At 35.4% G+C, this 25,640-nt stretch carries 25 protein-coding genes; 19 read left to right on the forward strand and 6 right to left on the reverse strand.

All coding sequences use genetic code 11. From position 1 onward, the window contains the following. Positions 1-31 precede the first annotated feature (31 nt). Positions 32-811: a tetratricopeptide repeat protein gene (locus B0A80_RS12560; protein ID WP_017494854.1), complete on the reverse strand. Its 780-nt coding sequence runs from the start codon at positions 809-811 to the stop codon at positions 32-34. A gap of 399 nt (positions 812-1,210) precedes the next feature. Between B0A80_RS12560 and recF the strand changes: the two genes are divergently transcribed. The 4 genes from recF to B0A80_RS12580 all read left to right on the forward strand — a co-directional run bounded on the left by recF (position 1,211) and on the right by B0A80_RS12580 (position 5,036). Then, entirely contained in the window at positions 1,211-2,317 is a 1,107-nt protein-coding gene (gene recF, locus B0A80_RS12565; RefSeq protein WP_089077487.1) for a DNA replication/repair protein RecF, read from the forward strand. Positions 2,318-2,396: 79 nt separating this feature from the next. Then, positions 2,397-3,095 carry a thioredoxin domain-containing protein gene (locus B0A80_RS12570; RefSeq protein ID WP_089077488.1) on the forward strand — a complete coding sequence of 233 codons (699 nt, stop codon included), beginning with the start codon at positions 2,397-2,399 and terminating at the stop codon, positions 3,093-3,095. 10 nt (positions 3,096-3,105) lie between these two features. Then, positions 3,106-3,783: a DUF2461 domain-containing protein gene (locus tag B0A80_RS12575; RefSeq protein ID WP_089077489.1), complete on the forward strand. Its 678-nt coding sequence runs from the start codon at positions 3,106-3,108 to the stop codon at positions 3,781-3,783. A gap of 191 nt (positions 3,784-3,974) precedes the next feature. Continuing rightward, complete coding sequence (locus tag B0A80_RS12580; RefSeq protein ID WP_089077490.1) at positions 3,975-5,036, forward strand: glycosyltransferase; 1,062 nt, start codon at positions 3,975-3,977, stop codon at positions 5,034-5,036. 316 nt (positions 5,037-5,352) lie between these two features. Here the strand turns inward: B0A80_RS12580 and B0A80_RS12590 are convergent, their stop codons facing one another. Further along, entirely contained in the window at positions 5,353-5,841 is a 489-nt protein-coding gene (locus B0A80_RS12590; protein WP_089077492.1) for a hypothetical protein, read from the reverse strand. A 122-nt stretch (positions 5,842-5,963) separates the two neighbouring features. Between B0A80_RS12590 and hisC the strand changes: the two genes are divergently transcribed. The 7 genes from hisC (at position 5,964) to B0A80_RS12625 (ending at position 12,214) form a co-directional block, all read left to right on the forward strand. Continuing rightward, the gene (gene hisC / locus B0A80_RS12595) at positions 5,964-7,064 is read left to right on the forward strand and encodes a histidinol-phosphate transaminase (protein ID WP_089077493.1); all 1,101 of its coding nucleotides are present in this window, start codon (positions 5,964-5,966) and stop codon (positions 7,062-7,064) included. Between the two features lie 129 nt (positions 7,065-7,193). Continuing rightward, complete coding sequence (murB, locus tag B0A80_RS12600) at positions 7,194-8,207, forward strand: UDP-N-acetylmuramate dehydrogenase (RefSeq protein WP_089077494.1); 1,014 nt, start codon at positions 7,194-7,196, stop codon at positions 8,205-8,207. Positions 8,208-8,344: 137 nt separating this feature from the next. After that, positions 8,345-8,959, forward strand: coding sequence for an FMN-binding negative transcriptional regulator (locus B0A80_RS12605; protein ID WP_089077495.1), 615 nt, complete (start codon positions 8,345-8,347; stop codon positions 8,957-8,959). An 83-nt stretch (positions 8,960-9,042) separates the two neighbouring features. Next, on the forward strand, positions 9,043-10,149 hold the full coding sequence (locus B0A80_RS12610) for a glycosyltransferase (protein ID WP_017494863.1): 1,107 nt from the start codon (positions 9,043-9,045) through the stop codon (positions 10,147-10,149). After that, positions 10,140-10,691, forward strand: a complete 552-nt coding sequence (locus B0A80_RS12615; RefSeq protein WP_017494864.1) for an RNA polymerase sigma factor — start codon at positions 10,140-10,142, stop codon at positions 10,689-10,691. The genes B0A80_RS12610 and B0A80_RS12615 overlap by 10 nt, the downstream gene beginning before the upstream one ends. 155 nt (positions 10,692-10,846) lie before the next feature. Further along, positions 10,847-11,668 carry an energy transducer TonB gene (locus tag B0A80_RS12620; RefSeq protein WP_089077496.1) on the forward strand — a complete coding sequence of 274 codons (822 nt, stop codon included), beginning with the start codon at positions 10,847-10,849 and terminating at the stop codon, positions 11,666-11,668. A 165-nt stretch (positions 11,669-11,833) separates the two neighbouring features. Next, positions 11,834-12,214, forward strand: coding sequence for a PH domain-containing protein (locus B0A80_RS12625; RefSeq protein ID WP_017494866.1), 381 nt, complete (start codon positions 11,834-11,836; stop codon positions 12,212-12,214). A gap of 67 nt (positions 12,215-12,281) precedes the next feature. Here B0A80_RS12625 and B0A80_RS12630 read toward each other — a convergent pair whose 3' ends face one another. Beyond that, positions 12,282-13,145: a M48 family metalloprotease gene (locus B0A80_RS12630; RefSeq protein ID WP_017494867.1), complete on the reverse strand. Its 864-nt coding sequence runs from the start codon at positions 13,143-13,145 to the stop codon at positions 12,282-12,284. 332 nt (positions 13,146-13,477) lie between these two features. Between B0A80_RS12630 and lipA the strand changes: the two genes are divergently transcribed. The 3 genes from lipA (at position 13,478) to B0A80_RS12645 (ending at position 17,629) form a co-directional block, all read left to right on the forward strand. Further along, positions 13,478-14,344, forward strand: coding sequence for a lipoyl synthase (gene lipA, locus B0A80_RS12635; RefSeq protein ID WP_070907788.1), 867 nt, complete (start codon positions 13,478-13,480; stop codon positions 14,342-14,344). A 91-nt stretch (positions 14,345-14,435) separates the two neighbouring features. Further along, positions 14,436-15,434 carry a type I glyceraldehyde-3-phosphate dehydrogenase gene (gene gap / locus B0A80_RS12640; protein ID WP_017494869.1) on the forward strand — a complete coding sequence of 333 codons (999 nt, stop codon included), beginning with the start codon at positions 14,436-14,438 and terminating at the stop codon, positions 15,432-15,434. Between the two features lie 26 nt (positions 15,435-15,460). Next, positions 15,461-17,629, forward strand: a complete 2,169-nt coding sequence (locus B0A80_RS12645) for a tetratricopeptide repeat-containing hybrid sensor histidine kinase/response regulator (protein WP_089077497.1) — start codon at positions 15,461-15,463, stop codon at positions 17,627-17,629. A gap of 23 nt (positions 17,630-17,652) precedes the next feature. Here the strand turns inward: B0A80_RS12645 and lpxK are convergent, their stop codons facing one another. After that, positions 17,653-18,675, reverse strand: a complete 1,023-nt coding sequence (lpxK, locus tag B0A80_RS12650) for a tetraacyldisaccharide 4'-kinase (RefSeq protein WP_089077498.1) — start codon at positions 18,673-18,675, stop codon at positions 17,653-17,655. An 84-nt stretch (positions 18,676-18,759) separates the two neighbouring features. On the opposite strand from lpxK, the gene B0A80_RS12655 reads away from it, so the two are divergent. The 5 genes from B0A80_RS12655 (at position 18,760) to rluF (ending at position 23,020) form a co-directional block, all read left to right on the forward strand. Further along, positions 18,760-19,854 (forward strand): Nif3-like dinuclear metal center hexameric protein, encoded by a 1,095-nt coding sequence (locus B0A80_RS12655; RefSeq protein ID WP_089077499.1) that lies wholly within the window; start codon positions 18,760-18,762, stop codon positions 19,852-19,854. Between the two features lie 4 nt (positions 19,855-19,858). Beyond that, positions 19,859-20,638, forward strand: coding sequence for a zinc ribbon domain-containing protein (locus tag B0A80_RS12660; RefSeq protein WP_070907959.1), 780 nt, complete (start codon positions 19,859-19,861; stop codon positions 20,636-20,638). Between the two features lie 189 nt (positions 20,639-20,827). Beyond that, the gene (locus B0A80_RS12665) at positions 20,828-21,682 is read left to right on the forward strand and encodes an alpha/beta fold hydrolase (protein WP_089077500.1); all 855 of its coding nucleotides are present in this window, start codon (positions 20,828-20,830) and stop codon (positions 21,680-21,682) included. A gap of 78 nt (positions 21,683-21,760) precedes the next feature. Further along, the gene (locus B0A80_RS12670) at positions 21,761-22,108 is read left to right on the forward strand and encodes an antibiotic biosynthesis monooxygenase family protein (RefSeq protein WP_089077501.1); all 348 of its coding nucleotides are present in this window, start codon (positions 21,761-21,763) and stop codon (positions 22,106-22,108) included. Between the two features lie 99 nt (positions 22,109-22,207). Further along, entirely contained in the window at positions 22,208-23,020 is an 813-nt protein-coding gene (gene rluF / locus B0A80_RS12675; RefSeq protein ID WP_017494876.1) for a 23S rRNA pseudouridine(2604) synthase RluF, read from the forward strand. A gap of 73 nt (positions 23,021-23,093) precedes the next feature. Here the strand turns inward: rluF and B0A80_RS12680 are convergent, their stop codons facing one another. Further along, positions 23,094-24,020, reverse strand: a complete 927-nt coding sequence (locus B0A80_RS12680) for a magnesium transporter CorA family protein (RefSeq protein WP_017494877.1) — start codon at positions 24,018-24,020, stop codon at positions 23,094-23,096. 212 nt (positions 24,021-24,232) lie between these two features. After that, entirely contained in the window at positions 24,233-25,618 is a 1,386-nt protein-coding gene (locus tag B0A80_RS12685; RefSeq protein WP_089077502.1) for a DUF4153 domain-containing protein, read from the reverse strand. Between the last annotated feature and the right edge of the window lie 22 nt (positions 25,619-25,640).

Consider the following 25,640-nt stretch of genomic DNA (forward strand, 5'->3'; position numbering starts at 1 on the left):
TAAAATCTAAATCTGAACTCTGCAATTAAAATTATTGTGCTAATCCGATCAATACATCAACAGCAGCAGCTTCCGGAGTTGCGTCGTAGTTGTCTTTGATATCTGTTAAGTACTTCAAAGCATCTTCTTTTTGACCTAAAGCCAAAGCTGTTTTACCTGCTTTTAGTAAGAAACGAGGAGTAGTGAAATCATTTTTATTAGATTCAGCGGCTTTCACGTAATAGTCTAAAGCTTCTTTTTGTTGGTTCTTTTGAGAATAAGCATCTCCAATAGCGCCAATTGCCAAAGCTCCTACAATAGCTTCTTTTGATTTAAATTCTCCTAAATATTTAATTGCATCATCGTATTTACCAATGTTCAAAGAAGCAATACCCGCGTAATAGTTCGCTAAATTTCCGGCGTCAGTTCCTGAATATTCGTCAGCGATTTTAACGAAACCGAATTTACCTTCAGAACCATTTAAAGCCAATTTGTACAGAGAATCACTTGCTACACCATTAGTCGCTTTTTCGAAGTTTTGCTGAGCAACAAACATTTCGCTTGCAGCCTCATCCTGCTTAGGATTTTCAACAAATTTCTGATACGCTAAATATCCTATAGTAGCAATTGCAATACCAGCAACTAAACCAATAATGATTTTTTGATTTTTAGCTACCCAATCCTCAGTTTTTGAAGCAGTTTCATCTAACTTTGAAAAAACACCTGCTGTTGTACTGTCTTTCTCGTCAATAACTACCTGTGTTTCCTCATTTACTTCTTTAACTTCTTTCTCTTTTGGTGCTTTATATCCTCTTTTATTGTAAGTTGCCATTTAAAATTAATTTAGTGAACGGCAAAAATAAAATTTTTATTGAAACCGACGTAAAAAAAATCAATTTTATCACTATTTTAAAAAAAATAATTTCATCAACAGCAAGTCCTTCCTCCTCAAGCGGAAAATAATTCCGCTTCAAACCGATCAAAAGCCTTTTATATCGATAATTTTCGATAATTTGCACCCTCAAATTTTTGCTGTTCAAAAACAGGATTTTCCTTGGCTATTAGGTAGATTTTTTGCCACAGATTTCACAGATTCTCACAGATTACAAAATTATCATGCTGGATTTAACAAAGAAATCTTTTAAAAATCATTTAATCTGTGGCAGAAGAAACCAGTAACGCGAGGTCTAATTAATAAACATCCTATTTTTCCCTTAGAGTTTCCAAAAAAATGTATTTAAACAAAATTTCTTTATTCAATTATAAAAACTTCTCCGAAATCAATTTTGATTTCGACCACAAGATCAATTGTTTTGTTGGCAAAAACGGAATTGGAAAGACCAATGTGCTTGATGCGATTTATCATCTGGCCTACGGAAAAAGTTACTTCAATCCTTTGGCCGTTCAAAATATCAAACACGGAGAAGAGTTTTTTGTAATCGATGCCGAATTAGAAAAAAACGACAGGACCGAACAGATTGTCTGCAGTTTAAAAAAAGGACAGAAAAAGGTTTTAAAAAGAAACGGCAAAGCTTACGATAAATTCTCTGATCATATCGGGTTTATTCCGCTCGTTATTATTTCTCCGGCCGACCGTGATTTAATTGTGGAAGGAAGCGAAACGCGCCGTAAGTTTATGGACAGTGTGATTTCGCAATTGGACTCCACTTACTTGCATCAGCTCATTCAATATCAGAAAGTAATTGTACAGCGTAACGCACTGCTGAAATATTTTGCATTGAACCATACTTTTGACAATGATACTTTATCCATATACAACGAACAGCTGAATACTTTTGGTCAATCGATATTCGAGAAACGAAAAGATTTCCTGGAACAATTTATACCTATATTTAATGTACACCATCAGGCCATAACCGGATCAGAAGAAACCGTACAGTTGGTTTACGAAAGTAATTTGTTCGAAAAAGACTTATTGACTCTGCTTAAGGAGAACATCAACAAAGACCGCGCATTACAGTACACAAGCGTAGGCATCCACAAAGATGACCTCTCCTTTGAAATTGATTCACATCCTATTAAAAAATTCGGATCTCAAGGACAGCAAAAATCTTTCCTGATTGCTTTGAAACTGGCTCAATTTGAGTTTTTAAAAAAACAAAGCGGCGTAAAACCGCTGCTGTTGTTTGATGATATTTTTGACAAATTAGATGAAACCCGTGTGGCTAAAATTATCGAAATGGTTAACAGCGAAACTTTCGGACAGCTTTTTATCTCAGACACGCATCCTGAACGTACCGAAGCTATTGTAAAATCGACGCATCAGAGTTACAAAATATTTAAATTAGACAATTACGTCAATGAGATAATTAAATAATGATTTTGATTTATCTCATTAACTAATTGACTAATTAAAAATCATTATTTTAGCAATTCTATTTTTTAAACACAACCTTATGAAGTTCACTAAAATTCTATTCCTTATACTTTCGGTCGTATTCATTTCCTGCAACGAAAAAAAATCCGGTATTATTGAAGAAATTACTCCGAAGGATTTTGCTGAAAAAATTAAAACAACCGAAAACGCTCAAATATTGGATGTTCGAACTCCGGAAGAATTTGAATCTAATCATATTGACAATGCGGTAAATGTTAACTGGAACGGTGATGATTTTGAGACCAAAGTCGCAACTTACGATAAAACGAAACCTGTTTTTGTTTATTGTTTAAGTGGCGGAAGAAGCAAAAAAGCAGCTGCAAAACTTAATGAATTGGGCTTTACCACCATCTATGAATTAGAAGGCGGTATCATGAAATGGAATGCAGAAGGATTTTCTAAACCTTCAACAGCTAACGCAGGAATGACCATGGATGAGTTTAACAATTTGCTAAAGACAGACAAAAAAGTTCTGGTAGATTTTTATGCGGAATGGTGTGGTCCCTGCAAACAAATGGAACCGTACCTTTTGAAAATGCAAAAAGAAATGGCGGACAAAGTGGTTATCATTCGTATTGATGTGGACAAAAACGAAACTTTAGCAACTCAGATGAAAATCGAACAGCTTCCTACTATGATTTTGTACGAAAACAAAGCCGAAAAATGGAAGAACATCGGCTTCATCAAAGAAGAAGACTTAAAAAAACAACTGCAATAACAGAGAAGATATGTTAACGAAAGAATCATTGCAATTTTTAGACGATTTAAAAAAGAACAACAATCGGGATTGGTTTCTGGAGAACAAGAAGCGATATGAAATTTTCAAAAAAGATTATCACCAATTAGTTAGTGATTTACTGGATGCGATGAAACCTCTGGATCCTGCACTGGAACTATTAGAAGTCAAAAACTGTACTTTCAGGATCAATCGTGATATTCGGTTTTCTAAAGACAAATCGCCATACAAAGCACATTTAGGAATCTGGATGTCTTCAGCCGTCAAAGGCCTCAACCGAGCCGGATATTATGTTCATATTGAAAAAGGAGCCAGTTTTATTGCGGGAGGGTTTTATTCACCTGAAGCTGAAGATCTGAAAAAAATACGCAAAGAAATTGCTTTTTTCCATGAAGATCTGGAAGCGATACTGGCAGATAAAAACTTCAAAAAGGAATTTGGCAGTCTGGATGTCAACGAAAACAGCACTCTCAAAAACCCGCCAAGAGGGTATGAAAAAGACCATCCTGCCATTGCGTTTTTAAAATTAAAAAGCTTTACCGCTACCCAAAAATATAACATCGACGAAGTGACTCAAAAAGACTTCATTTCGAAAATGAGCCAAAAACTCATCGCTTTAAAACCTTTAAACGAATTCTTTAATCGCGCTTTAGACACTGAGGAATTTTAAAGAAAAACACCGCCACGAATTCACAAATTTTTTAAATTAATTCGTGAATTCGTGGCGAAAAAACTTCAAAAGGGATATGCTGTGCCCCAGAAATGCGAGATAAAGTTTTGCCACAGATTTTAGAGATTAATACAAATTAAAAAATCCATTAAAAATCTTTTAATCTGTGGCAAAAAAATTAAGTTTGCCGAATGAAAAAAAGAAAAATACTTTTTCTTGGAGAATCTTATCGTGCTGACGCCATTACATGGATGAAAGGCCTTGAAGAATTTGGCGGTTTTGAAATTTGCACCTGGGAACTTCAAACACCCAACCATTCCAAACTCAGCCGATTCAAACGTATTTTAGAATATCTCTTCTCTCCCCTTTCGATTCGGAAAAAAATAAAACAGGAAAAACCGGACATGATTATTGCCGAAAGAACCACCAGTTATGGTTTTCTGGCAGCAATTTCAGGAATGCATCCTATTGCAATTGCACAACAAGGCCGAACTGATTTGTGGCCGGAAGGTTCACTCCTGCTCCCCTTTAAAAAATTCATTCAGAAACACGCCTTCAAAAAAGCAGATTTAATACACGCCTGGGGACCTGTTATGACCATTTCGATGAAAGCAATTGGTGTAGACATGAGCAAAGTTTTAGTGCTCCCAAAAGGAATTGATTTATCCCTTTTCACGCCATCAATCAGTAACTCAACAAAAATCGAAGCGATTGTTACACGTTCTTTGCAACCCGAATACCGTCATGATTCCATTTTAAAAGCCTTTGGCATTTTACATCAAAAAGGAATTGACTTTTCATTAACCATTGTGGGTGAAGGAACCCGACTACAATCTTTGAAGGACTTAGCCGCAGCATTGCAAATTGAAAATAAAGTAATTTTCACAGGAAGAATTCCCAATACGGAACTCCCTAAATTATTACAGCAATCTAACATTTACATCAGCATGCCCATTACCGAAGGAGTATCGGCATCCTTATTTGAAGCCATGGCCTGCAACTGTTACCCGGTAGTTTCGGGCATTCCCGGAAACCAAAGCTGGATCAGACATCGCAAAAACGGGCAATTGATTGAAATTGACCATATCGAAATGCTTGCCGAAGAACTAATCTGGTCTTTTGAAAATTCGGAATTACGAAATCAGGCTATCATCCGAAATAGAAAATTTGTGGAAGAAAATGCAAATTACAACCTCAACATGAAAATTATTTCTGACAGGTATCATGAATTGCTGGATTCTCATAAAAATTAGACACAAAATTCACAAAGCTAAGATCAATATAAAACTTTGCGGTTTGTAAAATCACATCCATAAAAAACCATGCGGACTTTACGACAAAAAAAATCTACTTTGGATAAGCCAAAGAAACCTTCTTTTTAAAGTCATCATAAATCACAAAGTGGAAATTGCTGTTTTCCTGCACCAGAATAACATCGCCATAATTTTCTTTTTTTGAAAAGACAACTTTGCAATGAGAAAAATCAATCCGCTTTTCTGAATCAATACAATCTTTTACGATTTCTTCCCTGTTGTTCCCTTTAGTATTATTCCAAACAAAATCATACAATCACCAATTAAAAGAATCCATCAGTTTATTATACAAAACTTTATTTTTATCATCTTCCAAAACTCCATTACTTGCAATTAATCGAACTGATTTTGAATCTTTATAAATATAAAAAATCCCCAAATCCCTACTCAAATCTGATTCTAAATTATGAACTTTATTATAATTCCTTGAGGAAGTTTGTCGCAAAATAAAGCGAATATGAGTATCGTCAATTAATATAAAATTACCAAAAACACTCAAGGAGGTATCATTCCCGCATTGAGGCAAATTTCTACTTACGAATGTTCCATCCAGATTCAATGTCAATAGATCCCCCGAACGATTATTCTCCTCTTGTTTCACCATAGAATATTCCTTTATATTAGAAATTCCAATAATATTATCAATTCTCCAATCTCCAAACAAATTACTTTGAGCATTAGAAACGATTGAGAAAAATAAAACTAAAAAAACTGCAACTTTATTCTTAGAAATTGATTGGAGCATCACGATACCACTTTAATTCATTCAAACTTACAAAAGAAAATCTAAAAAATAACTCGTAACTTTTCTCACCTCTAAACGACCTACTTATTTCATTGAATTGTTTAATTTAATCTGATAAAAAGATGAGTAACAGAAGAATTTGGTTAAAACAAATTGGACTAGGAACTATTGGACTGGGACTTTACCCTTTTGAAACCTTTGCCAACGGCACTACTGAGCCTATAATATCCTATACCGATAATTCACCCATATTGCTGCGTTCCAACGAAAACCCTTATGGTCCGTCACCAAAGGCACGGGAAGCAATGGCCAAAAGTATCAACATCAGCAATCGATACGGCTGGAATCTTTCGCCGGAATTAATCTCGCTTCTTGCGAAAAAGAATACAGTTACAGAAAACAATATTCTTTTGGGTGCCGGTTCCACCGAAATTTTAGATTTAGTACTTCAATATTCCGCATTGCAAAAAGGCAATTTTATAATCCCCGAAACAACCTTTGATTACTGGACAGCTCCTGCTGAGAAACTAGGCATAAAAAAAATCGCTGTTCCCTTAACCAAAGATAAAAAACATGATTTACCTGCGATGCTAAAAGCCATTGATAATGACACCAAAATGGTTTACATCTGCAACCCAAACAACCCGACGGGAACGCTATGTCAAAGAGAAGAACTGATTTCTTTCATCAAAGAAGCCACTCAAAAAACACTTGTTTTTGTAGATGAAGCGTACATCGATTTTACAGACGAACCATCGCTAAGTGATTTAGTGGTCTCCAATAAAAATCTGATTATTACCAAAACTTTCTCTAAAATGTATGGACTGGCGGGTGCCCGTATTGGCTATGCTCTCGCACATGCTGCCACGATTGAAGAATTGAGCATTTTGAAATCGTCACCCAACTTATCCGTCAGTGTTGTCTCTATTGCCGCAGCGATTGCCTCTCTAAACGATGAAAGTTTCATTCGCCAAGTTCGCACCTCCAATGAAGAAGTAAAAAAATACACCATAACACAACTGAATCTTCTTAATTTAACCTGCATCCCTTCCTATTCTAATTTTATTTACTTCTCATTAGAAAATTACAAAAAGGACTATTTCCAGCAATTGAAAGACCACAACATATCAGGAACAAGAATTTACGAAGAAAACGGCAAATGGACCCGAATTACCATAGGCACCATGAAAGAAATGCAACGATTTATTCAAGCCCTAAAATAAGATCAGAGAAAAGATCCCAGCTGTTTTGTATCCTAATTAATATTGGTTATTTTTTAGAAATCCAATTCAAATAAATTATAATCCTTACTTTTGGAGTCAGAATTAATTCTTCAAAAAAGCCTTTTATTTATGGAAATCCAATCCAATTTTTCTTTAAAAAACTACAATACTTTTGGCATCGAAGCCAAAGCCAGACAATTTGTTGCCGTACATACGGTTGCTGAACTGAAAACTATTTTAGGAGAAAACAAAGACGAACAAAAATTTATTTTAGGCGGAGGAAGCAATATGCTTTTAACCAAAGACATCGACGCTCTGGTCATTCATATTGATTTAAAAGGAAAAACGATCCTCAAAGAAGACGATGATTTTGTCTGGGTAGAAAGTCAAGCCGGTGAAACCTGGCACGATTTTGTACTTTGGACGATCGACAATAATTTTGGAGGTTTAGAAAACATGTCACTTATTCCCGGAAATGTGGGAACCACACCGGTACAAAATATCGGTGCTTACGGAACGGAAATCAAAGACACTTTTGTTTCGTGCGAAGCGATCAATATTGCCACTCAGGAAATAAAAACATTCACCAATGCCGACTGTAAGTTTGGCTACAGAGAAAGTGTCTTCAAAAATGAGGTAAAAGACCAATATATCATTACCTCAGTCGTTTATAAACTAACGAAACGCAATCATAAAATCAACATCTCATACGGAGATATTACCGCTGAACTGGCTAAAAACAACATCACTGTTCCTACCTTAAAGGAGGTCAGCAATGCTGTAATTGCGATTAGACAAAGTAAATTACCTGATCCGAAAGAATTAGGAAATAGTGGAAGCTTCTTTAAAAATCCGATTTTGCTAAAATCTGATTTCGAAAAAATACACCAGAAGTTTCCTGAAATGAAATATTACGAGGTTTCGGAAACCGAAGTAAAAGTTCCGGCGGGCTGGCTGATTGAACAAGCCGGTTTTAAAGGAAAACGTTTTGGTGATGCCGGAATTCACAAAAATCAGGCCCTGGTTTTAGTCAATTATGGCAATGCCACTGGACAAGAAATTCTGGCGGTTTCCAAAGATGTTCAAAAAACTGTTTTTGATACTTTTGGAATTCAGATTGAAGCCGAAGTAAATGTGATTTAAAAATTGGATCTTTAGATTGTTGGATGGTTAGACTTCTAAAATGCTTAGATGTTTAATTTTAATCTTAGTATCTCAGTATCTTTGGCGAACCTCTAAACCTTTGCTTCTTTGTCTCCTTGAACCTAAAAAAGAAAGAAATGTACACACCCGACTTATACAAAAACGAAGATCCGGAATCGATTCGGGCTTTTCTAAGAGAAAACAGTTTTGGCATCCTGATCAATCAGACACACGGAAAATTATGTGCCACACATATTCCGATAGAACTTGAAGTGAATTCGGACGGAAAAGAAATTTTACAAGGCCATCTTTCCAAACTCAATCCGCAAGCAGAAGGTTTTGCCGAAAACGATCAGGTATTAGCTGTTTTTACAGGTCCGCACAGCTACATTTCATCGTCCTGGTACGATCATGAAAATGTTCCAACATGGAATTATATAGCTGTACATGTTTATGGCCGAATCAAAATTGTCGACGAAGCCACTTCCATAGAACAGCTAAAAAAATTAGTCGACAAATACGAAGCGAATTCAGTGAATCCGGTTCGGGTTGAAAATTTATCTGCCAAAACCATGCGGGAAGCCAGAGGTATTTTTGGCTTCGAAATTGAGATCGACGAAATTCAGGCTACTAAAAAACTCTCCCAAAACAGGGACGATCACAATTATAAAAACATAATTTCGGAGTTAGAAAAAACCGAAAACCCTCAGGCTATTGCTGTTGCAAAAGAAATGGCAAAATGCCGAAAGTAAATCCGTTTTCAGTATTGAAAATTAGGATTTCATGAGTACATTTGCACTCGCAAGATTCAGAAATTAAAAGACATTAAAATCAGATGCTTATAACTTTATTTTACTTCTTTATTGCTATCGTTTTCATTCAGATTTTCTATTACTTAGGGATTTTTGGAAAGTTCGCTTTCGGCAAACCTCAGGAAATAACTCCAAAGAAAATTCCGGTATCTGTTATCGTTTGCGCAAAAAATGAAGAAGAAAATGTAAAAAAGTTCATCCCCCTTCTTGCGGAACAAAACTACCCTGATTTTGAAATTGTTTTAATTGATGATGCCTCAAGTGATGAAACTCTGGAGGTTTTTGAAGAATTCGAACAACAATACAGCAATATTCGTCTGGTAAAAGTGCAAAACAATGAGGCTTTCTGGGGAAACAAAAAGTATGCATTAACTTTAGGAATCAAAGCTTCAAAAAAAGACTACTTACTTTTTACTGATGCCGATTGTTATCCAACCTCAACAGAATGGATCACTGCAATGACTTCAAGATTCACCATGAACAAAACGATTGTTTTAGGCTATGGCGGATATGAAAAAGTAGAACGTTCTTTATTAAACAAAATCATACGTTATGAAACCGTTTTAACGGCTGTTCAATATTTTTCATGGGCCAAACTGGGACTTCCTTACATGGGTGTTGGTCGAAATTTAGCCTATAAAAAGGAAGAATTTTTTAATGTAAACGGTTTTATCGAGCACATCCAGATTCGTTCAGGTGATGATGATTTGTTTATCAATCAGGCCGCAACTAAAAACAACACTACCATTGCTTACAACCCTGAAAGTTTCACTTATTCTAAACCAAAGGAAACTTACAGAGAATGGTTTACTCAAAAAAGAAGACATGTTTCTACCGCAGAACATTACAAATTTTTTGATAAAATGCAATTGGGGCTGTTTTTTACCTCACAATTATTTTTCTTTTTATCAGCAATTGTATTGCTAGCATTTCAGTTTCAATGGATCGCTGTATTGGCTATTTTAGCAACACGTTACACTGTAGCATGGATTGTTATAGGATTTTCTGCGGGCAAATTAAAAGAAAATGACCTGAAAGTTTGGTTTCCTGTTGTTGAAATCATTCTTATATTCACGCAAATTAATATCTTTATAACTAATATCTTTTCAAAACCGGTATATTGGAAATAAATTCTAAAATAGAAAAAGCTAAAAAAGGCGATCAGATCGCCTTTACTTTTTTATTAGATTATTTCTGGAATGAAGTGTACAGCTTTATGCTGAAGCGTACCGAAAACGAAACCATCGCCGAAGATATCACCATCGAAACCTTCTCTAAAGCTTTCGACAAAATAGCCAGTTACAATTCTGAATTTCAATTCAACACCTGGTTAATTGCTATAGCAAAAAACGTTTATATTGATTTGTTACGTAAAAAGAAAACCAGTCTTTTTATAGAAATCACAGACAACGAAGACCAACAGGCCTACAATATTGCCGACCCTACTCCTTCTGCCGAAGATGCTTTAATTAAAGAACAAAATCTTTCGCGCCTGCTTCAATGCATCAAAGAATTAAAACCTCACTACCAGGAAGTCATCCAGCTTCGTTATTTCCAGGAAATGACTTATCAGGAAATAGCGCTGAAAATCAACGAACCTTTGAGCAATGTCAAAGTAAAATTACTTCGTGCTAAAAAATTACTAGCAGAAATCATCGAACGCAACAGATAATTTATTATCTTTAGGTAAAGAATAAAATATCCACGTATTTTTTCTTAAAAAACCTATTTATCCACATACTAAAACAACAACATCTCCGTTGTTAGCTAAAACCAAAACCGTACTGCCTATGATTTAACGTTACCTAACCTTAAAATCCAAAAATCATGACTAAATCAAACATCTACGAAACCAATTGGACCGATCTTGTTTTCGAAAACAAGCACAAAGAGTACGGCGCTTATCAATTACGCCAGGAAAATTCCAAAACTACAGTTACAGCACTATTTATGGGATTGCTATTATTGGCAGGTATAGGAAGTGCGTCGGTGTTGATTAATAAGTTTGGGAAACATGGCCCTGTAGAAACAGAACCAACTGTTTTTTCGGTTCCAATAAGACCTACAGACATACCAATTCCGGCACAACCACAACCACCAGCTCCACCTGTAGCACCTCAGCAGACTGCCGCTGCAGCACCCGTTACCAGTACACAATTGGTAAATCCGGTTGTAACAGCCGCAACTCAGGCCACACCCGATGTTATTGCAGTAAACACAGACAATCATCCTGTTGTTGACAATGCAAACACCGGAACAGGAAATGCCGTAAATGCATTACCGGCAAGTGGCGGTGGCGTAGAAACTACAGCTTTAACCGGAGAAAGTAAAGATCCTGTTAATGTAGCCATCTTAGACAAACTACCTGAATTTCCGGGAGGAATGACTAAGTTCTATACTTATGTAGGAAACAATTTCAACAGACCGGAACTGGATGCTGAAAAAACCTTAAGAGTGTATGTATCTTTTGTAATTGAAAAAGACGGTTCCATTACAGACATCATGGTAAAAAACGATCCGGGATACGGAATCGGAAAAGAGGCCATCAGGGTATTAAAATCATTAAAAACAAAATGGAGCCCGGGTATTTTAAACGGAAAACCTGTTCGAACTGCTTATAACCTTCCCATCACAATAAAAACAGAATAACAATAAAAAACGAAAAAGCAGAATTTAGGTTCTGCTTTTTTTATTTCATTAAGTGCCTCCCCATTCTTAATTAAATCCTTAAGCAGTAAAAAAAAATAACAAAATAAGTTACTTTTACTGCTCCTTAGGAGAAAAATCAAATCTATTAAAATTAAAAACTAAAAAATGGGAATATTTTCAGCTATTCTAGGTAATGCCGGCTCTGTTAGCCAGGAGGAGTTAGTAAAAAAATACGGGCAGCTTTTAACAGACAGAGAAGAAATCGAAATGGGTTTTAAACTGCTTCGCGATACTTTTATCTTCACCAACAAAAGATTAATTCTGGTTGATGTACAAGGATTAACAGGAAGCAAAACAGAATACAAATCTATCGCTTACAAAAGTATTACACGTTTCAGTGTAGAAACAGCAGGAACTTTTGATTTGGATGCCGAACTAAAAATCTGGGTAGCAAGTGAATTACAACCAAGCATTGTAAAACAATTTAACAAATCGGTAAACGTGTACGATGTACAAAAAGTACTGGCATTTCACGTTTTAGGTTAAACCTTATACAACAAACCCGACAGGTTTTAAAACCTGTCGGGTTTAGTTTACGCGACTCAAGATAAAATTATTTTTTCTTTTTAGCTGGAGCTTTCTTCGCAGGAGTTCCTTTTTTAGCCGGAGCAGTATTTACAATTTTCTGCTGTACATACGGTTTATACAAACCATCTTTCTCAGCTCTTTTCTTAGCATCTTCAGCTCTTTGTTTTGAATCCGGATGTGAACTCATCATCTGATCGATAAAGGAAGCTTCATTACCTTCACTCATCTTAGCCAGAATTCTAAATGCCGATTCTTCAGCATTTACATTGTAACCGTTTTTCTTTAAAAATTCATAAGAAAACAAATCGGCTTCTGCTTCTTGCTTACGGCTGAACTTACTGTCGATAATAGCACTACCTATTTTACCTAACTGACTGTCGGTAACACTTGCAATCGTAGCTGATTGAGAAGCAGCTCCTTCTAACAAAGCTTCTTTTCTATAAGCCGCTTTAATTGCGTCTCTGGAATCCTGATTCGCTACGTGACCAATTTCGTGACCAATTACTGCCAATAATTCATTGTCATCCATAATATCCATCAATCCTGAATATACTCGTACACTCCCATCAGCAGTTGCAAAAGCATTAACTTCTTTTACTTTATAAACTTTATAATTTAAAGTGTAACCGTCACCCGCAGTATGCTTTCCAAAAACTCTGTTCAATCTTAGAGTATACGGATCAGTCGCAGCTGCAACCTGATTTTCAGCATCCATTTTATCAACAGCAGCTTTTGATAAAGCAGCGGCATCAGCATTGCTAAAAGTAAAACCGCTAACTCCTTTTTGAACAGCACCCAATGCTTTTTCACCAAAATTAATCTGCGCATTTATTTTTGTAAAACCAAAAGCGGCAAACAAAACTCCCAATACTATAAATTTCTTTTTCATGTTCTATAATGATTACAATTTAACAACAAATGTAGTACAAACCCAATTCCGTTTGAATTGCATTTCGACTAATTTTTTAACAAATAAAGATATAAATTTTAAATGAGTAAAAATGAGCAGTCAAACAAAATCGTCACTCTAACTCGAATTGGCAAACAAAAAAGAGGCATTTTATTCCGCATCAATGCTTTAAAAATAAAATTTTAACACTCTTACACGATTATTACCAAAAGTGCGTTATAAAAACTCCAAGTCTGTCAGTACCAAATTAAATCTTAAACGAATCTCCAAATAAACTACATTGCTTATCTTTGTACTTTGAATTTTGATATATGGAAACAGTCACTGAAAATATACCAACAGGAAAACCTAAATGGTTAAAGGTTAAACTTCCTATTGGACAAAAATACACTGAACTTCGTGGTTTGGTTGATAAGTATAGTCTAAACACTATTTGTACTTCCGGAAGCTGCCCAAATATGGGAGAATGCTGGGGTGAAGGTACCGCTACTTTTATGATATTGGGAAATGTATGTACCCGTTCCTGTGGTTTCTGCGGTGTAAAAACCGGACGCCCTGAAACGGTAGATTGGGATGAACCTGAAAAAGTAGCCCGCTCTATAAAAATTATGAACATTAAACATGCCGTAATTACAAGCGTAGACAGGGATGATTTAAAAGACGGCGGCTCAATTATCTGGATTGAAACGGTAAAAGCAATCCGAAGAATGAATCCGAATACGACTCTTGAAACCCTGATTCCTGATTTTCAGGGAATCGAAAGAAATATAGATCGTATTGTTGAAGCCAATCCTGAAGTGGTTTCACACAATGTTGAGACTGTTCGTCGTTTGACTCGTGAAGTCCGTATTCAGGCAAAATACGATCGTAGTCTGGAAGTCTTACGTTACCTGAAAGAAAAAGGAATCAACAGAACCAAATCCGGAATTATGCTTGGACTTGGAGAAACTGAAGAAGAGGTTTTTCAAACGATGACTGATTTACGAAATGCAAATGTTGATGTGGTTACTATTGGGCAATACCTTCAACCAAGTAAAAAACATTTGCCTGTAAAAGAATTTATAACACCTGATCAATTTGCCCGTTATGAAAAATTTGGTCTTGAATTAGGTTTCCGTCACGTAGAAAGCGGACCACTGGTTCGTTCTTCTTACAAAGCACAAAAACACATTTTATAAAAAAGTCTAACCGTTTATTTGTTCAATCGTTTAATCGTAAGTACGGTTAAACCAGTCGACGATTAAACGATGTAACAAACAATCGAAAAGCTTGAAAACAAGAATTGCTATAAACGGTTTTGGAAGAATAGGCCGAAATTTATTTCGCTTACTTTTAAACCATCCTGAAATTGAAGTAATTGCCATTAACGACATTGCTGACAACAAAACCATGTCGCATTTGATAAAATACGACAGTATTCATGGAGTCTTACCTTTTAAAGTCAGTCATGACGAGGAAGGAATTATTGTTGATGGAAAACATTTTTTCTTTTTCCATGAAAAAAGTATCGCTAATCTGGATTGGAAAAGTCACCAGATAGATTTTGTAATTGAATCAACAGGAAAATTTAAAACGCACGAAGAACTAAACGCCCATATTGAAGCCGGAGCAAAAAAGGTAATCCTTTCGGCTCCATCAGAAGTTGACACCATCAAAACAGTAGTATTAGGAGTTAACGAAGCTATTCTTGACGGAAGCGAAAACATTGTTTCGAATGCAAGCTGCACGACAAACAATGCGGCTCCAATGATAAAAATCATCGATGAACTGTGTGGAATTGAGCAGGCTTATATCACAACGATACACTCTTACACCACAGACCAAAGCCTTCATGACCAACCACATAAGGACTTACGTCGTGCGAGAGGTGCAAGCCAGTCGATTGTTCCAACAACTACAGGTGCAGCTAAGGCATTAACAAAAATTTTCCCTAACTTGCATCATAAAATCGGAGGATGCGGAATTCGTGTTCCTGTTCCCGATGGTTCCTTAACAGACATAACGTTTAACGTAAAACGTGCTGTTACGATTGAAGAAATAAATAAAGCATTTGAAGAAGCCTCAAAAACAAATTTAAAAGGAATACTGGATTACACAGAAGATCCAATCGTTTCTGTTGATGTAATTGGCAACACACATTCGTGTTTGTTTGATGCTCAATTAACTTCGGTTATTGACAAAATGGTAAAGGTTGTGGGTTGGTACGATAACGAAATTGGATACTCATCAAGATTGATCGATTTAATTTTACTAATAAGAAAAACCTAAGATTCATTGTAAAAGCATTGCCATACATGAAACACTATCTTTTTATTGTTGTTTGTCTATTAAATTCGTTTTTGTACTCTCAATCTAAAAAGAGTACGGATAGCGTTTCCTATTATAACAAACTAACGGACACCAATCTCAGCAATAAAAAATACGAAAAGGCAATTTATTACACCGAAAAATCAATTGACTTTTGTGAGGCCAACAATAAATTAGAAAACCTGGCCAATCAGACTTTTAAGCTTGGAAAAATTTATTACCAGCAAAAAAATTACGCAGAAGCTCTAAAAAACTTTCACAAAAGCGTTGCTCTGTTTGAAAACACAAAGCCAACCTGCACAAAAGTTTTGGCATTGCACTATATTGGCTTAACCAATACCACAAAAAGCAATTACGAAACTGCGGCAATCTACTACCGAAAAGCCGAAGAGCTTTTAAACCAGCTAAAGATTAAGGATCATGCCGAAATACTAAACTATCAAAAAGCAATAGCTTTAAAAACTGCTAAAAACCTGCCTTTAGCAGCTGAAACTTTTCACAAAATAACACAACGGCCGGACAATACTGAGATCCTAAAAACCAAAACCGATTCGTATTATCAACTAGGCTTAATTGAAACACAACTGAAACGAAATGATTCGGCTATCGTTTATTTTGAAAACGCTTTAAATTATAATGCCAAAATAAATAATCTGGCCCAAAAATCAAAAATCGTTCTGGCCATCAGTCAGTATTACAGACAAAATAAAAAATTTGACCTTGCTTACTCGTACCTGGAAGAACATTATCAGTTAGAGAATTACGTCTTAAAGCTAAAAAACACTCAAACGGATCACGATGAATTCGAAAAATTCAAGAAAAACGAATCCTTAAAAGCCAGTATTAAAAAGGAAAGCGAAGAGAAAATTCAGTTAAAAACCTACCGATATTCTAAACTGGTAAGTATTCTGGCCATTGCTCTTATTTCGATCTTATCTCTTTTGAGCTTAGCATTGTACAAAAACAACATTATCAGAAATCAGAATAATTTACTGTTAAGAGAGAAAAACAAAGAACTCATTTTAGCCAAAAATAAAGCTGAAAAGGCATCTAAAGCCCGAGCTGAGTTTTTATCGACAGTAAGTCATGAGCTGCGAACTCCTTTAAATGCCATTAACGGAATCACTCATTTATTACTGGAAGATAACCCGAAGAAAAAACAACTAAAATATTTAGAGTCCTTGAAGTTCTCAGGAAATTACCTGACTACTTTTATCAATGAGATTCTGGAAATTAATAAAATTGATTCGACAAAGGTCGAAATAGAAAACATAAGCTTTAACCTGAAAGAGCTTCTTTTTAACATTCAGAGCTCATTAAAGGAACTGGCTACCGCCAACAAAAACTACTTTAACCTTGAAATAGACGAGGCTATTCCGGATAATATAATTGGGGACCCTACAAAACTGTCTCAAATCATCCTGAATTTAATCAATAATGCTTTAAAATTTACTCAAAACGGACATGTCAATGTAATTGCAAAATTATATGAATTGGAAGAAGACAACACAACCATCTACTTCGAGATTGTAGACACCGGAATTGGCATCCCGGAAGATAAGCTTCAGACTGTTTTTGAAAGTTTTTCACAAGGATCGATAGAAGTAAACAGAAAATATGGCGGAACCGGCCTTGGACTTACGATTGTCAAAAAACTAATTGAGCTCTTAGGAGGAGAAATCAAACTAAAAAGCGAAGTTGGCAAAGGTTCAACTTTTACATTCAAACTAAATTTTAAGATCAACAAAGAACAATTGAAAACGATTGAAGAAATAAAACCATACAACGACGTACAATTAAATAACAAATCAATTCTGTTAATCGAGGACAACAAAATCAATCAAATGATTACTCGAAAAATGCTTGAAAATAAAAACATCAGCTGCGAAATCATCGACAATGGTGAAGATGCGGTTGAGCTTTTAAAAGTAAAACGTTTTGACATGATCCTCATGGACGTGCACTTACCGGGAATCAACGGAACAACGGCTACAAAACTTATCAGAGAGTTTGACAAAACCACTCCGATTATTGCTCTTACCGCTATTTCACTAGACGAAAACAGAGACATGCTGTTGTCTTACGGAATGAACGATGTGATTACAAAACCATTTGTTCCGGACGAATTCTACAGTATTATAGCCCGGTTTTTTTAGAAAGGTACTAAGGAGCTAAGGCTTTAAGTTACTAAGTTTTTTTGTACGAACTCCAGAATAGTTGCATCGAAATTTTTACTGTTATTGATAAAGGTACTTTTTATTGGCAGATAGTACAATTGTGAAATCAATTTGGAATCTTTTAGTCGAACATAGTCTTTTTCTGTTGTAATGATTTTTCTATGATTGGCTTTTTCCAGAATATTTGCCACATCTACATCAGAAAAATGATGATGATCAGGAAAAGTCAAATAGTCCTCTTTTTCATTTTTCAAGTAATCAAAAAATGGTGTAGGTTTTGCGATTCCGGCTAAAAGCAATTTTGATTCTGATTTAATATCTTTTACAGCAAGTTGCTCTTCTTCATTATAAATAAAATCATCATAGTTAATAAAAGTAAAATACAGCTGCTGGGAGCTCCTTAACTTTAATTTCAACCTGATTTCTTCCTGCTTTTCGTCAGACAATTCTTTTGGACATTTTGTTATAATTACAATATTGGCACGATCCGCTCCGCTTCTGCTCTCACGCAGATTTCCGGTTGGCAGCATAAAATCATCTGCATACAAATCGTCATAGGAGCTTAACAGAATATAAAACCCGGCTTTCACTTTTCGGTGCTGGTAGGCGTCGTCTAACAAAATCACTTCGGGTTTTTCTTTTTGCGAAAGCAATTGTGTAATTCCGTTTCTTCTGTTCGCATCAACGGCCACTTGAATATTGGGAAACTTTTGATAAAACTGAAACGGTTCATCGCCTAAAATTTCGGCATTAGAACTCTCACTCGCCAATACATAACCTTCTGATTTTCTTTTGTAACCCCTGCTTAAAGTGGCAACTTTATATTTCTGAGATAACAATCGGATAAGATATTCTATTTGTGGTGTTTTGCCTGTACCGCCAACACTAAGATTTCCAACCGCAATAACCGGAATATCAAATGAAGTCGATTTTAAAATTCCTTTGTCGAAAAGAAAATTTCTCACTGCAGTGACACATCCGTATAAAATCGCAAACGGAAAAAGTATTTTTCTAAGTACATTCATTCTACGAAAGTATAATATTTTTCGTTAATTTGTTTCAAGTTTACACCACAAGGCAGGACTTAAAACCTGAAATAAAACTAAAAAATGAAAATCAAAGAAATATTAGCTGTTCTTGAAGAAATGGCTCCTTTGGCTTATGCCGAAGATTTTGACAATGTTGGACTCTTAGTCGGTGATACCGAAACGGAAAGTACCGGAGTTTTAGTTTGCCATGATGCTTTAGAAACTGTAATTGAAGAAGCAATAGCCAAAAACTGTAATCTGGTAGTTTGCTTTCATCCTATTTTATTTTCGGGAATTAAAAAAATAACCGGTAAAAACTACGTGGAGCGCGCCATTTTAAAGGCTATCAAAAACGACATCGCTATTTATGCCGTTCATACGGCATTAGACAACCATTCTCAGGGAGTTAATAAAATATTTTGTGATGCTTTAGGCCTGATCAACACTAAAGTTTTAATACCTAAACAAAGTTTCATTCAAAAGTTGGTTACCTACACCACCCCTGATAATTCAGAAAAAGTTCGCAATGCCATGTTTCAGGCCGGCGCGGGTACGATTGGAAATTATGACAACTGCAGCTTTAATACCGAAGGCTTTTTTACTTTTCAGGGAAATGAAAACAGCAATCCTGTAATTGGTGAAAGAGGAAAACTACATACGGGAACTGAAATAAAAATCGAAGTTATATTTGAAAAACACTTACAGTCGAAAATTTTAAAAGCTTTATTTGCCAGCCATATTTACGAGGAAGTAGCTTATGAAATTTATGATCTGAAAAATTCCCATCAAAATATTGGATTGGGAATGGTTGGTGAATTTGAAACTGAAATGGATGAAAAAGACTTTTTACATTCCGTAAAAGACAAAATGATTGCAGACGGAATTCGTCATTCTGCTTTTTTAGGAAAAAAAATAAAGAAAGTCGCTGTTTTAGGAGGCTCAGGAAGTTTTGCTATAAAAAATGCTATTCAGGCGGGGGCAGATGCTTTTTTAACTGCCGATTTAAAATACCATCAATTTTACGAAGCAGAAAACCGACTTCTTTTAGCCGATATTGGTCATTTTGAGAGCGAACGGTATACAAAAAACTATATTGTTGATTATCTTCGAAAAAAAATCCTTAATTTTGCCATCATTTTATCAGAAGAAAATACAAATCCAGTTAAGTACTTATAAGAATATGGCGAATACGAAAGAATTAAGTGTTGAGGACAAGTTAAGAGCAATATACGATTTACAGCTTATTGACTCCCGAATTGACGAAATCAGAAACGTAAGAGGAGAACTTCCTTTAGAAGTAGAAGATTTAGAAGATGAAGTTGCTGGTTTAAGCACGCGTTCAGAGAAACTGAAAGGAGAACTTGAAGTGATTGAAGAGCAAATCAAAGGGAAGAAAATTGCCATTGATGAGCACAAAGAGGTGATCAAAAAATACACAAAACAACAAGAATCAGTTCGTAATAACAGAGAATTTAATTCTTTGACTAAAGAGGTTGAATTTCAGGAATTAGAAATTCAATTGGCTGAAAAGCAAATCAAAGAAATGAAAGCTTCTATCGAACATAAAAAAGAAGTTATTTCTAATTTAAAAGAAAAACTTGACGCAAAAAGTTCGCATTTAAAACATAAAAAATCTGAACTGGATGCGATTATGGCTGAAACTCAAAAAGAAGAAATCTTCTTAACTGAGAAATCAGCAGAGTATGCTTCACAAATCGAAGAGCGTTTATTAGCTGCTTACAACAGAATCAGAAGCAGTGTTCGTAATGGTTTAGCGGTAGTATCTATCGAAAGAGGAGCTTCAGCGGGATCATTCTTTACAATTCCTCCACAAACTCAGGTGGAAATTGCTTCAAGAAAGAAAATCATCACTGATGAGCATTCTGGAAGAATTCTGGTTGACAGCGCATTAGCTGAAGAAGAAAAAGAAAAAATGGAACAATTGTTCTCTAAAATCTAAATAACTGTCCCGATCTGATCGGGACTTTTTTTTGCATTTATTTTGGCCACAGATTAAAAAGATTCAAAAGGGATTTTATTTCACCATTAAGTGATTTTAAATCTGTATTAATCTTTTAAATCTGTGGCAAATATTTTTTCAGCAAGTTTAAAATCATATTTTTACCTTTACTAAAATAAATTTTGAGTTTTGGGAATTAAAAAAGGAATCCGTTTTATCACTTTAAAATCGGTTGGGTCTTATATTAACTTTTTGAGCTATGTTCGTCCGCAAAAAGCGATGGAACTTTCTTATGCTCTTTTTAGCCAACCCAGAATTGGAAGACTAAAAAAAGAAGCACTGCCCAAAGTATTAAGAAATACAGAAACAGAGACGTTTCATCATAATGAACATCATTTTCAAACGTATATCTGGAAAGGTAACGAAACTAAAATATTGCTTGTTCACGGCTGGGAAAGTAATGCTTCGCGTTGGAAAAAAACCTTACCGCACCTTCAAAAATCAGGCAGTACCATTATTGCGATTGATGCTCCGGCACACGGGCAAAGCAGCGGTAAAGAGTTTAACGTTCCGCTATATGCTGAATTTATCAATAAAGCGGTCGAAAAATACCAGCCTGCCATTATTATTGGTCATTCCATCGGTGGCGCAGCATGTGTCTATCATCAGTATTTGTTCCCTAACACCAGCATCAACAAAATGGTCATTCTGGGAGCCCCCTCTGATCTAAAAACACTGATTGACAATTACATCTCAATGTTAAGCCTGAACACCAAAATGTTTTCGCTTTTGGAAAGTAAATTCATGAATCGTTTCAATTTTAAACTAGAGGATTTTTCAGGACAGCGATTTGCCTCAGAATTTAATGTTTCGGGGTTAATTGCACACGACACTTCAGACAAGATTGTTGCTTTTGAGGAGGGCAAAAAAATCGCCAGTAATTGGAAAAACAGTCAGTTTATCGAAACTAAAGGTTTGGGGCACGGAATGCATGACGATGAATTGTATCAAAAGGTTATTGAGTTTTTGTTTTCTGCTAAATAAAGGCGCTAAGGTTCTAAGATGCTAAGATCCTAAGGTTAAAAAATCCAAGAAGTCCAACCATCTAAAAATCTAAAAAAAATGATCGCTGTAATTTTTGAAGTAATTCCAAACGAAGGAAAAAAAGAAGAGTATCTGTCTATTGCCGCAAGTTTACGACCGGAATTAGACAAGATAGAAGGTTTTATATCAATCGAACGCTTTCAGAGTTTCAGTGATCCTGAGAAAGTTTTGTCATTGTCATTTTGGAAGGACGAAGAAAGCGTTCAACAATGGAGAAATTTAGAAATGCATCGCCACGCACAAGCCAGAGGGCGTAAAGAAATTTTTAAAGATTATCACTTACGAATTGCCGCCGTAGTTCGGGATTACGGAATGTTTGACCGCAATGAAACCCCTGTAGACAGTTCAGATTTTCATGCGAAGTAAAGGCTCTAAGATTCTGAGATACTGAGGTTCTAAGGTTCTAAGGTTAAAATCTAAGAATCTAACAATCTAAGAAGTCCAAATTTTGACTACTTTTGCACTATGGAAGAGAATTTAAAACGTCTGAATAAATTTATAGGAGAAACAGGATATTGTTCTCGTCGTGAAGCCGATAAACTTATTGAAGAAGGACGCGTAACAATAAATGGTGCCGTACCGGAAATGGGAACGAAGGTTTCACCGGATGATGAAGTACGTATTGATGGAAAGCTGATTGTCGAGAAAAACGAAAAAATGGTTTATTTAGCATTCAACAAACCTGTTGGAATTGAATGCACGACCAATCTCGAGGTTCGAAATAATATTGTAGATTATATCAATTATCCTAAACGTATTTTCCCGATTGGACGTTTGGACAAAGCGAGTGAAGGATTGATTTTCATGACTAATGACGGTGATATTGTCAACAAAATTCTACGCGCACGAAACAATCACGAAAAAGAATATACCGTTACGGTTAACAAACCTATTACAGATCGTTTTATACAGCGAATGGGAAATGGTGTTCCAATTTTGGACACGGTTACCCGAAAATGCAAAGTAGAACAAATTAGTAAATACACCTTCAAAATTATTCTGACACAAGGTCTGAACCGTCAGATCCGTAGAATGTGTGAATATTTAGGATACGATGTAACTGCTTTAAAACGTATCCGAATCATCAACATCTCATTAGATGTTCCGGTGGGTCGTTATCGCGATTTAACCGATGCTGAAATTAAAGAACTGAATCATTTGATCGCACCGTCCAGTAAAACAGAGGAAGCCAGTCTCCCAAAAGAGGAAGCTCCAAAACGAAGAACCGAATTTATATCGAAACACGATCCCCGATTTAAAAAAAGAGGAGACTATTAAAATATTCGCATAAAAAAATCCCTTTCGATAAAACGAAAGGGATTTTCTTTAATATGAGAAATTGTGTTTTTTATCAAAACCATCTTCTTCTTTTGAATAGAAACACTCCGACTGATGATAAGATAACAGACACTAAGAGAAGAATCCAAATCCCATATTTGCTTTCTTCCAGACCATTCGGCACATTCATTCCATACAAACTCGCTATTAAAGTAGGAATCATCAAAATAATAGAAATCGAAGTCATTTGCTTCATTATATTATTCATGTTATTGGAAATTACTGAAGCATAGGCATCCATCATACCTGTCAAGATATTGCTGTAAATATTTGCAGTGTCCTGTGCCTGACTTAATTCAATATCAACATCTTCCAGCAAATCCGGATCAAAATGCTCTCTTTGAGCTTTTAAATTTTTTATTCTGTGAAATAAAACATCGTTCCCTTTTAAGGAAGTAATAAAAAACACCAGACATTTTTCGATCTGTAAAAGTGCCTGTAATTCTTCATTCTTGATCGATTTCTCCAGGTTGTCTTCGGCCAGTTTTATCTTTTGATTGATCTGCTTTAAATATTTCAAATACCAGACACTTGACGACAGGAGCAATCTCATCACTAAATCAAAATTGTCTTTGATTACTATATTTTTTCGTCTTGTATATTGAAGAAAGTCAGAAACTATCTCGGTTTCATAAAAACTAATCGTAACGCAAACATCATCTTTAAAAATCAAACCTAAAGGAATGGTTTGAAAAGGAAGCTTAACATCGTTACTTTTTATAGGAACCCTCATGATAAACAAAGTCCAGCCATCTTCAGACTCCATACGGGGTCTTTCGTCGATATCCTCAATATCGTTATAAAAGGCTTCAGGAATCTGAAGTTCTTCCAGTAAGTACTTTTTTTCTGTTTCTGAAGGAGATTCAATGCTGATCCAGCAGTTTGGAGTCCATTCTTGTATCTCGATTAGTCCGTTGTTGTTTTTGTAAAAGGCTTTCATTTCAAAATTGCAGGTGTTTAGCGTAGCATTTTGAAGAAATTCAAAAGCTACTTTAATTAAATACTAACGAATAATAATCGTCCATTGGAGAAGTTTTTTTTTAGTGCTGCAAAAGTATCCTTTATTTTTAAAACGAAAAACTTTAAAGTACTAATTAATTATTAAAAAACCGCCCTATATAAATTCTATAGGACGGTTTTTGCAAGTATTTACTACTTTTTTTCTACAAATTCGTAATAAAGTGCTTTTGAAAGAAAAGGATCATCCTTGTGGTCTTCTACACGATTCTCTTCCAGATAACCTTGCCCTTCCCCAACAATATTTAGTGTTGAAAAGTAAGCATTCCGACTTTCATCATTAAAATGCAAGCTTCTTAAAAACCATGGCTCAATTCCTTTATTTACCGAGACATTGTAGTTTGTAATTAGATTTCCCCAGTTTACAAAACTGCATAAAAGTATCGTTCCGTAAAAATACCAGACCATTTGGTTAAAAAGATAAGCATTTGTTTTTTGTTTAGTAATTTTTATGAAAGTAAAAATCAGCCCAATTACCGATAAAATTAGAAAAGCATAAACCCCCAGTCTTTTATAAGTTAATCCAAAGAATGCGACATATTCTGAGTTTTTAATAATGGTGCTCACTATCAGCACACCATTTAAAACAATCCATACTTTAGCCAGCTTTTTTAGACGAGCTGCTTTTTTATCAAAATTAAATCCTCCTTTAAAATAAAATAGAATTACTCCAACCGCCATAATTATTGAAAAGATTACAGCATTTACTCTTTCGTGAGTAGCTGAGCTAAGTTTAGAAGTCTCGACAGCCTCGAAAAATTGCTCATAATTGTAGGTGATGATAAAAACCAAAAGCATAAAATTTAATAAGACCAATGTAATCTCACCACTTTTTCTTTCAAAATCCAGATCTAAAAACGAAAATGTTTGCTGATTTTTAATTTCGACGACATTACTAAACTCATTGTCTAAAAGTCCATTTTTCTCGTAACAAATTTCGGGAACCCAATAATTCCAAAAACTAAATGAAATGTAAAACCCTAAACCCCCTATCAGAAGTACTTCAAAAATATCAAGATCTAAAGTATAGTCCGTTAATAAGGAGGAGAAATGCTCACTTCCAAAAGAATAGGCTGTAAAAAATACCACCAGAAAAATGAATGGGATAATAACGTATGCAACTAATTTCTTTGCAAAATTGTTGTGAATTTGTCTTTCAGGAAGCCATTGGCTGAACATAAAAACACGTCCTAACGTGGCGAAAGCGTTTAGAAATACAAGTGGAAAAATCTGAAGTATCTTTAATTCCGGATCTTGTAGTCTAAAATGCAGGAACAAAACAGACATGGAAAGTGCTAAAAAAGAAGGGAAATCTCCGTACCAGGCAAAAGCCATACACGACAAGACCGACGTAACCACCAAAATCAAATGAGACCGATCGGTAAACTTATCCTGAAAGAAATAACAAATCAGGCCGATTAACAATAGTCCAAAAATGGCGAGGTTAACTCCCATTGATTCATGGTAAAAAAGCAGGATAAAAATCAAACTGCAGGCTGGGATAACTTGGTGTTTTTTCATTGTTGTTGAATTTACTATTAAT

It is taken from the genome of Flavobacterium tructae, assembly GCF_002217475.1.
Taxonomy (GTDB): Bacteria; Bacteroidota; Bacteroidia; order Flavobacteriales; family Flavobacteriaceae; genus Flavobacterium; species Flavobacterium tructae.

What these genes read in the sequence shown, in the direction of transcription:
- lipA (WP_070907788.1), top strand. Translation starts at nt 13,478, where the DNA reads ATGGAAACAGTCACTGAAAATATACCAACAGGAAAACCTAAATGGTTA.
- B0A80_RS12670 (WP_089077501.1), top strand. Translation starts at nt 21,761, where the DNA reads ATGATCGCTGTAATTTTTGAAGTAATTCCAAACGAAGGAAAAAAAGAA.
- B0A80_RS12685 (WP_089077502.1), bottom strand. Translation starts at nt 25,618, where the DNA reads ATGAAAAAACACCAAGTTATCCCAGCCTGCAGTTTGATTTTTATCCTG.
- B0A80_RS12610 (WP_017494863.1), top strand. Translation starts at nt 9,043, where the DNA reads ATGCTTATAACTTTATTTTACTTCTTTATTGCTATCGTTTTCATTCAG.
- B0A80_RS12605 (WP_089077495.1), top strand. Translation starts at nt 8,345, where the DNA reads ATGTACACACCCGACTTATACAAAAACGAAGATCCGGAATCGATTCGG.
- B0A80_RS12570 (WP_089077488.1), top strand. Translation starts at nt 2,397, where the DNA reads ATGAAGTTCACTAAAATTCTATTCCTTATACTTTCGGTCGTATTCATT.
- B0A80_RS12680 (WP_017494877.1), bottom strand. Translation starts at nt 24,020, where the DNA reads ATGAAAGCCTTTTACAAAAACAACAACGGACTAATCGAGATACAAGAA.
- B0A80_RS12625 (WP_017494866.1), top strand. Translation starts at nt 11,834, where the DNA reads ATGGGAATATTTTCAGCTATTCTAGGTAATGCCGGCTCTGTTAGCCAG.
- B0A80_RS12630 (WP_017494867.1), bottom strand. Translation starts at nt 13,145, where the DNA reads ATGAAAAAGAAATTTATAGTATTGGGAGTTTTGTTTGCCGCTTTTGGT.
- B0A80_RS12560 (WP_017494854.1), bottom strand. Translation starts at nt 811, where the DNA reads ATGGCAACTTACAATAAAAGAGGATATAAAGCACCAAAAGAGAAAGAA.
- B0A80_RS12620 (WP_089077496.1), top strand. Translation starts at nt 10,847, where the DNA reads ATGACTAAATCAAACATCTACGAAACCAATTGGACCGATCTTGTTTTC.
- recF (WP_089077487.1), top strand. Translation starts at nt 1,211, where the DNA reads ATGTATTTAAACAAAATTTCTTTATTCAATTATAAAAACTTCTCCGAA.
- lpxK (WP_089077498.1), bottom strand. Translation starts at nt 18,675, where the DNA reads ATGAATGTACTTAGAAAAATACTTTTTCCGTTTGCGATTTTATACGGA.
- B0A80_RS12580 (WP_089077490.1), top strand. Translation starts at nt 3,975, where the DNA reads ATGAAAAAAAGAAAAATACTTTTTCTTGGAGAATCTTATCGTGCTGAC.
- murB (WP_089077494.1), top strand. Translation starts at nt 7,194, where the DNA reads ATGGAAATCCAATCCAATTTTTCTTTAAAAAACTACAATACTTTTGGC.
- rluF (WP_017494876.1), top strand. Translation starts at nt 22,208, where the DNA reads ATGGAAGAGAATTTAAAACGTCTGAATAAATTTATAGGAGAAACAGGA.
- B0A80_RS12575 (WP_089077489.1), top strand. Translation starts at nt 3,106, where the DNA reads ATGTTAACGAAAGAATCATTGCAATTTTTAGACGATTTAAAAAAGAAC.
- B0A80_RS12660 (WP_070907959.1), top strand. Translation starts at nt 19,859, where the DNA reads ATGGCGAATACGAAAGAATTAAGTGTTGAGGACAAGTTAAGAGCAATA.
- hisC (WP_089077493.1), top strand. Translation starts at nt 5,964, where the DNA reads ATGAGTAACAGAAGAATTTGGTTAAAACAAATTGGACTAGGAACTATT.
- B0A80_RS12645 (WP_089077497.1), top strand. Translation starts at nt 15,461, where the DNA reads ATGAAACACTATCTTTTTATTGTTGTTTGTCTATTAAATTCGTTTTTG.
- B0A80_RS12590 (WP_089077492.1), bottom strand. Translation starts at nt 5,841, where the DNA reads ATGCTCCAATCAATTTCTAAGAATAAAGTTGCAGTTTTTTTAGTTTTA.
- B0A80_RS12655 (WP_089077499.1), top strand. Translation starts at nt 18,760, where the DNA reads ATGAAAATCAAAGAAATATTAGCTGTTCTTGAAGAAATGGCTCCTTTG.